This window comes from Anaerosinus sp. (assembly GCF_965318445.1).
In genome coordinates, this window is sequence record NZ_CBDNNH010000019.1 from 1 (window position 1) to 5,820 (window position 5,820).

At 30.8% G+C, this 5,820-nt stretch carries 9 protein-coding genes; 6 read left to right on the top strand and 3 right to left on the bottom strand.

Translation table 11 applies throughout. The features are described 5' to 3' along the window. Nucleotides 1-629 (top strand): hypothetical protein (locus tag ACWZFG_RS10270; RefSeq protein WP_455577594.1); only part of this gene is annotated, 629 nt, incomplete at its 5' end. 53 nt (nt 630-682) lie between these two features. Here ACWZFG_RS10270 and ACWZFG_RS10275 read toward each other — a convergent pair. Both ACWZFG_RS10275 and ACWZFG_RS10280 read right to left on the bottom strand, forming a co-directional pair. Next, nucleotides 683-1,336 carry a hypothetical protein gene (locus ACWZFG_RS10275; RefSeq protein WP_177505054.1) on the bottom strand — a complete coding sequence of 218 codons (654 nt, stop codon included), beginning with the start codon at nt 1,334-1,336 and terminating at the stop codon, nt 683-685. 8 nt (nt 1,337-1,344) lie between these two features. Continuing rightward, complete coding sequence (locus ACWZFG_RS10280) at nt 1,345-2,289, bottom strand: DUF1858 domain-containing protein (RefSeq protein WP_177505053.1); 945 nt, start codon at nt 2,287-2,289, stop codon at nt 1,345-1,347. A gap of 292 nt (nt 2,290-2,581) precedes the next feature. Between ACWZFG_RS10280 and ACWZFG_RS10285 the strand changes: the two genes are divergently transcribed. The 5 genes from ACWZFG_RS10285 (at nt 2,582) to ACWZFG_RS10305 (ending at nt 5,456) form a co-directional block, all read left to right on the top strand. After that, nucleotides 2,582-2,725 carry a hypothetical protein gene (locus ACWZFG_RS10285; RefSeq protein WP_455577595.1) on the top strand — a complete coding sequence of 48 codons (144 nt, stop codon included), beginning with the start codon at nt 2,582-2,584 and terminating at the stop codon, nt 2,723-2,725. Beyond that, complete coding sequence (locus ACWZFG_RS10290; protein ID WP_455577596.1) at nt 2,716-2,925, top strand: hypothetical protein; 210 nt, start codon at nt 2,716-2,718, stop codon at nt 2,923-2,925. The genes ACWZFG_RS10285 and ACWZFG_RS10290 overlap by 10 nt, the downstream gene beginning before the upstream one ends. A gap of 73 nt (nt 2,926-2,998) precedes the next feature. Continuing rightward, nucleotides 2,999-3,187, top strand: coding sequence for a ferredoxin (locus ACWZFG_RS10295; protein ID WP_177505052.1), 189 nt, complete (start codon nt 2,999-3,001; stop codon nt 3,185-3,187). A 124-nt stretch (nt 3,188-3,311) separates the two neighbouring features. Further along, nucleotides 3,312-3,647 (top strand): cupin domain-containing protein, encoded by a 336-nt coding sequence (locus ACWZFG_RS10300; protein WP_455577597.1) that lies wholly within the window; start codon nt 3,312-3,314, stop codon nt 3,645-3,647. A gap of 357 nt (nt 3,648-4,004) precedes the next feature. Continuing rightward, complete coding sequence (locus ACWZFG_RS10305; protein WP_455577598.1) at nt 4,005-5,456, top strand: P-loop ATPase, Sll1717 family; 1,452 nt, start codon at nt 4,005-4,007, stop codon at nt 5,454-5,456. Nucleotides 5,457-5,722: 266 nt separating this feature from the next. On the opposite strand, the gene ACWZFG_RS10310 is transcribed toward ACWZFG_RS10305, so the two are convergent. Further along, nucleotides 5,723-5,809, bottom strand: a complete 87-nt coding sequence (locus ACWZFG_RS10310) for an IS3 family transposase (protein WP_455577599.1) — start codon at nt 5,807-5,809, stop codon at nt 5,723-5,725. Nucleotides 5,810-5,820: the final 11 nt, after the last annotated feature.

A 5,820-nucleotide genomic window follows, 5' to 3' on the forward strand; every position in this document is an offset into this window, starting at 1 on the left:
TTATCATCAAAATTATAAAAGGAGAAAATGAGAACATGAGTGATAAAATAAGAACTGCAGTAGTTCATCTTTGTATTTTATGCGTTGGAGTTTTTCTAGGATTCTATGTAGGTACACAATATTATCCGCGCATCGATACAACCACAGAAGTACATACTGTAGAAATTGAAAAACCTATTTATATAGAAGGAAAAATCACAACCGATACCAAAACACGGATTGCATATGTACCGAAAGAAACCATCATTGAACGATATATCAATGCGGAAACAGGAAAAGAAGTTACGAAAGAATCGCTTGAAAAAACGGATCTCGACGCAACGATCGGAAAAACAGAGTTCAATGTGAAGTTAAACGGAAAAGATGTACAATTCAGCAAATCCGATGATGAGCAATTTATATTCGATAAAAATAAAGTTGCATTGAATCAATCTAGTATAATCACATTTGATGCTACTATATCGCCACAAGTCGTTGATAAAACTAAGCGTTGGGGAATTGGCGTTGGGTATGGTACAAATGGTACTGCCTATACAGTTGATTTTCCTGTAGACAATAGTAATCATTTAAATGGATGGGCTTATAAAGATGATGAAACTAAAACGGTTGGTGTAAAAATTAAATTTTAAATTTATTTAGGCGCTACTAGGTACATAATGTATCTAGTAGCGCCTTTTTATTCTTAGTGCATAAATAATGTAAAGCTATTTTTATCACCATTATGTTTGTACTCTAAATAAAATCTATTATCAAGATTTTGTATAAAGGATTGCATCCATATTAAATATAAATCAACAAGAAGCTTAACATCGGCATTGGCTCGTTGCCAGTTAATCTCTTGTAGCCATCTTTGATTCTCCCATGTAATAGTAGTAGGTGTCTGGGTAACAATTTTATCGCATTGATCGCAAGGCATACCATTTAAAAAATAATCATTTACTAATTTATAAACACTATGAGGCGTTAATAATTTAGTATTTTGAGAACTGGCAATATTACCATAATGTTGCCCGCTTTTTTGGAATACTGATTTTATGGTTGATATCACATCATCTCCTAGCATAACAACAATTTCGTTAATAATAAAAGCTTCTCGTGTTTCTACTAAGTTAATTTTCTTCTGAAGCCAAGCATGAATATTATCATGATCAATTATATCAGCTAATTCTTTGTCTAATAAAGATGCGCCAATACTTTGTGTAGCCATCTCACTAACAATGAGAGCTATTTCGCTGTCATTAGGAGACAAAGAATTTAAAATTTGTACAGTTCTTTCATTGACAAGCATTATTTTATTATAAAGCCAATAATGGATAGGAGCTAAAAAAGCACTCATAATTCACCTCAACGAACATTGTTTAAATTTTTTAATAATTCATCCAAATCTAAGCCATGAATTTGAGCAGCTTGACTTATAGGTTCACTTGTTGCTGACGGACAGCCTAAACAACCTAATCCCAATGATCTCAGTAATGGTAGTGTATTGGGATAAACTCTAACAACATCAGCTACAATAGAATCAGCTGTTATTTTATCGCCACTAGCTAGAGTACCTTCGGTTAAGGCACCTGGAATTGGATAATATTCTTTATTTTCAGTGCTTTGCTCATCAAGTATTGTACCGTTGTTATTAAAAAGTGTAGTGATATCATTTTTAAAAGTATCAAAGCTAATCCTATCAATAAATTGACCAAGTCGTTCTATATCTGCATTAGCTGCATAATACTTTATAATAATTTCTACTAGAACTAAGATATCTTCTTGATTTAAATCTGTCATAAGTTTATTGGCTATACGGGGATGAGCTCCAGCTGAACCACCAACATATATATCCCAGCCTTTATCCGTACCAATAATACCAATGTCTTTTACTGCAGATTCCGCGCACGAATTTGGACAACCCGCTACCCCTATTTTCATACGAGAGGGCATTTCTTTTTTTATATATCTCCGATCTAATTCCAAACCCAACTTTATACTATCTTGTTTACCGCGTTTACAAAAAACTATACCTGGGCAAATTTTTACACTACGCACACAATTGGCAAACCCCAATGCTGGCTCAATTCCAAGCTCATTCCAAATATTATTAATATCTTCAGCTTTTAAATTTGTAATCATAATACGTTGAGCGGATGTTATTTTCAAAACCCCTGAATACTTTCTAGCAATATGAGCGTATAATTCGAGTCTTTCTGGCGTAACAAATCCTCCTGGTAAATGTGGAGTTATAGCATAAGTACGCTGACCATTTTTGATTTTCTGTAAATTAGCACCCAATGGTAACATATTTTAAAATCTCCTTTAGTACTAAGTGTTTATACGATTATACATATATTTATTATTTAACTATAAAACTAAAGTATGCAATAAAAATATTTATTTTTATTGTGCAATCAGAAGAATATTTAATAAACAATGGGCAAAGATATAATTATTAAGGGGTAAGGATATAATTATTAAGTTATATACCAAGAATAATTATTACATTACATTTAAAGGAGAATAGCATGAAGTACGATATGTTCTGTTACCAATGTGAGCAAACTGTAGGTGGTAAAGGTTGTACTAAGATTGGGGTATGCGGAAAAACAACCGAAATTGCAGATTACCTAGATTACTAGATATTGGACAATGTAACGATGCCTATTCTGCTGTTAAAATTGCTTTAAATTTAGCAGATGCTTTTGATACTGATATTAATAGTCTCTACCATTGTCAATAATACTTTCATGGTACGAACAAAAAGCTGTCGCTGATTTATTAGCATTTTTATCACTAGATGTTAAAGGTATTTATTTAGGACCAACGTTGCCAGCATTTATTAGTCCAAACGTATTGCAATATTTGATAGATACCTTCGATATAACCCCAATAAGCACTCCAGAGAAGGATTTAGAATTTTGCTTGCAGCAAGAAGCATAACTAATTAAAAATTATATTAATTTAAGAATGTATAACTGTTATTAGATGGATTTTTAAAAAAGGAGCAATTAAATTGAATGCAAATGTTGATCGGGATACTTGTGTTGGATGCGGTATTTGTCCAAGTATCTGTCCAGAGGTTTTTAGTATGGATGACGAAGGTAAAGCAGTACCTATAAGCTCAGATATACCAGATAATATAGCAGATGCAGCTCAGAATGCTGAAAGTAGTTGCCCAGTTGCCGCCATATCAATTAATTAACTTAATAATATAGCCAAGTATAAATAAAAATATAATGGAGCAAATTTATACTCCATTATATTTTGCATTATTGATAAGTAAAATATCTAGTAAGATATAATTTCAAAATAAGGGGTAGAATAAAATGTCTGAATCTAAATTTAAAAATATTGATTTTTCCAATGTTTTAAATATGGAAAATTTAGTTACATATCAAACCGGACAAGTGGTAAGCCGTACATTAGCACAAAATAAACTTTTAAGTATTACTTTATTTGCTTTTGACAAAAATGAAGAAATAGCTACTCATTCTTCTGGTGGTGATGCAATGGTGTACATATTAGATGGGGCATGTCAAGTTCAAATAGGAGATGAAAATTTTTCACTTAAAAAAGGCGATACAATTGTTATGCCAGCCGGTATACCTCATTCATTATCAGCTACGAATCAATTTAAAATGCTTTTAATTGTTGTTTTTTAAAGCATACATTACTAACGATTTATTTAATCAATAATAATTGCATTATTTTTTCAAATATATTAACTGTAAATTGCAACGATATGTTTGATTTTCCACTCCAAAATGACATACAAAAGATACTTCTAATAGGTATCTCCAATAAACAGCCTTTAGAGATTGATTTATACGAAAATCGAAGCTGCTGTTAAAGCATAAAGTTAAAGCCTGCACTGAGTAATTTTTTTACTTGGTGCAGGTTTTTGGTGTTTTAAATATTTTTTTGTAAAAATACCATCTTATTTCTTATAAGAACAGGATTTGTAAATAATAATGACGAAATTAATCTTTAGTAAAAATTAAAATATAGGAGATGAATTGATGCTATTTTTAAGTGAATATGAATTTGGTTATGCTGATGCTAATAAAGAATACAATAGGATACCTGATATATTTAAAATTGCATTTTGTGATAATAGAAAGATTGTTAATAAACTAATAAATTCGTATAACTTCCTGTTAGTTGGGAGGAAAGGTGTTGGTAAATCGGCTTATTGTTCAAAAATAAGATCCTTATCGACTCATACAGAAAATTTGAATGCTTTTGCAGAAAATTTTAGTGATTTTGAGTTTAACGTATTCGCTAAGACTGGTATTGATAACGATATTACAGGAACCCAAAAATATAAAAAATCGTGGGACTTTTTATTATTAGTTTTAATATATAAAGAATTGTATAAATTAAATGTTGATGCAGACAGCTCTTTTTATAAAATCTACGATATTCTGAATGAAATAGGTTTTCCAGCCGATAGTAAGTTGAAAAATGATGTGATGCGTTTGTCAAAAATCAAAGTTGGTGTTGATGTGATTTCTATAGATTTGAATTTTAGTAAGAATAAGAATAATCAACCTAAAAGCTATTTAGAAAGAATTGATTTATTAATAGATTTATTGCTGGAAAATTTAAACTTCATAAAACTTGACTCTGAAAAAATTATAATTGTGATTGATGGGCTAGACGATATATTAAGATATAAAAAAAATAAAATAGATATAATTGCCAGCCTAATAAGAAGTGTTGATTATTTAAATGACAAAATTCTAGCTTCAGAGAAAAAAATAAAAATAATACTTCTTATACGTGAGGATATAGTTTGTTTATTAAATGATCCGGATTTAAATAAAATAATACAAGATGGCGCCGAGATATTGAATTGGAATGACAATACGGATGGACTGAAGGAAATCGTAAAACTAAGATTTTTATTATCGGGAGTTGGCATTGAAAAAATTGATGAGTGCTGGGATTCCATCTTCCCTAAAAAAATACGCAATAAAAATTCATGGGAATATGTTTTGGATTACACCTTATATAAACCTAGGGATGTATTACAATTCTTAAAGTATTGTCAAAAATTGTATCCTAATCACCGGAGTTTAACTTTATCCGAGATGCAAGCGGCATTAAAGACATATTCAAATAAATATTTTATAGAAGAAATGAAAAATGAGTTGTCTGGATTTGTAAATGAAGATATTATTTTAGTTATTCCGCAGGTATTTAGAAAGTTGGGGCAGAGAGCGTTTAAGGTATCGGAGATAAGTGCATCTTTTCGAGAACAGCTATCCCAAAGAGATATTGACATGAGTGATATAAAAGCTTTATTACTAAATTTATTTGAAGCCGGTTATATAGGTCAGTTAATATCTAATGGTAAAAATAAAGAATCTGTTGTTTTTAAGTATAGAAATCCGACCGCAAGAATAGATTATTCACAGAAGTTTATTACGCATAGAGGACTACATAGTGGACTAGGTGTACGGACATAAAAATAGCTCCCCGGACTAGCCAGACGGGAGCTAAGTGTAGCTACACAACTTATTATATTTAATGATACTATTTTTATACTATAAAGTCAATTTAAATAAACAACAAAGTTAAAGCCCCAGGCATTGGTACAAAAATGTATCAGTGCCTGGGGCTTTGTTATAAAACAAAATAATAGCCATTGTGACATTAGTGGTAAACTTAAAGTTAAAGCCTGCATCGTTATGAACTGCACCCTGTCAAGTAGACAGATGAAAAACTAAAAATTTTATGCAACTAGGGTCTGATTTCGATATTCTATCGGAGTCAGACCTTTTAGGTTTTTCTGTAATCTTTTCGTGTTATAAAAATTTATGTATTCATCAA

Bases quoted from the DNA above. Each gene is read 5' to 3' on its own strand.
- ACWZFG_RS10305 (WP_455577598.1), top strand. From the start codon at position 4,005: ATGCTATTTTTAAGTGAATATGAATTTGGTTATGCTGATGCTAATAAA.
- ACWZFG_RS10280 (WP_177505053.1), bottom strand. From the start codon at position 2,289: ATGTTACCATTGGGTGCTAATTTACAGAAAATCAAAAATGGTCAGCGT.
- ACWZFG_RS10285 (WP_455577595.1), top strand. From the start codon at position 2,582: ATGCGGAAAAACAACCGAAATTGCAGATTACCTAGATTACTAGATATT.
- ACWZFG_RS10275 (WP_177505054.1), bottom strand. From the start codon at position 1,336: ATGAGTGCTTTTTTAGCTCCTATCCATTATTGGCTTTATAATAAAATA.
- ACWZFG_RS10300 (WP_455577597.1), top strand. From the start codon at position 3,312: ATGTCTGAATCTAAATTTAAAAATATTGATTTTTCCAATGTTTTAAAT.